At 58.3% G+C, this 458-nt stretch carries 1 pseudogene; it reads left to right on the plus strand.

The features are described 5' to 3' along the window. Positions 1-458: pseudogene (locus CBF90_RS16360) on the plus strand (2-hydroxyglutaryl-CoA dehydratase); the annotation flags it as partial.

Consider the following 458-nt stretch of genomic DNA (forward strand, 5'->3'; position numbering starts at 1 on the left):
GCTGCGCAAAGCTCTCAAGGATGCCGGGTTTGGCAATATCCCGGTCATCGCAGCTTCCCTGCAAGGAGTCGAGGACAACCCGGGCTTCTCCCTGACTGCTCCCCTCATCCACCGCATGGTGCAGGCTATTACCCTTGGCGACCTGCTGCAGAACGTGCACCTTCGTACCCGTCCTTACGAAGCAGTTCCAGGATCGGCTGATGGCCTCATGCGCCGCTGGACGACCATAGCGCGCGAGCATTTCCTGAACGGTGGACATTCCACGACTTGGGGACGCCGCACGTCCTACAAGGCCATGATCAACAGCATCGTTGACAATTTCGAACATCTCGAATTGGTCGATGGACCGCGTAAACCGCGGGTCGGTGTGCTTGGCGAGATTTTGGTGCAGTTCCACCCTGACGCCAATAACCACATCGTCGAGACCATCGAATCCGAGGGTTGTGAGGCTGTCCTGC

It is taken from the genome of Microbacterium sp. AISO3 (assembly GCF_002204305.1).
Taxonomy (GTDB): Bacteria; Actinomycetota; Actinomycetes; order Actinomycetales; family Microbacteriaceae; genus Microbacterium; species Microbacterium arborescens.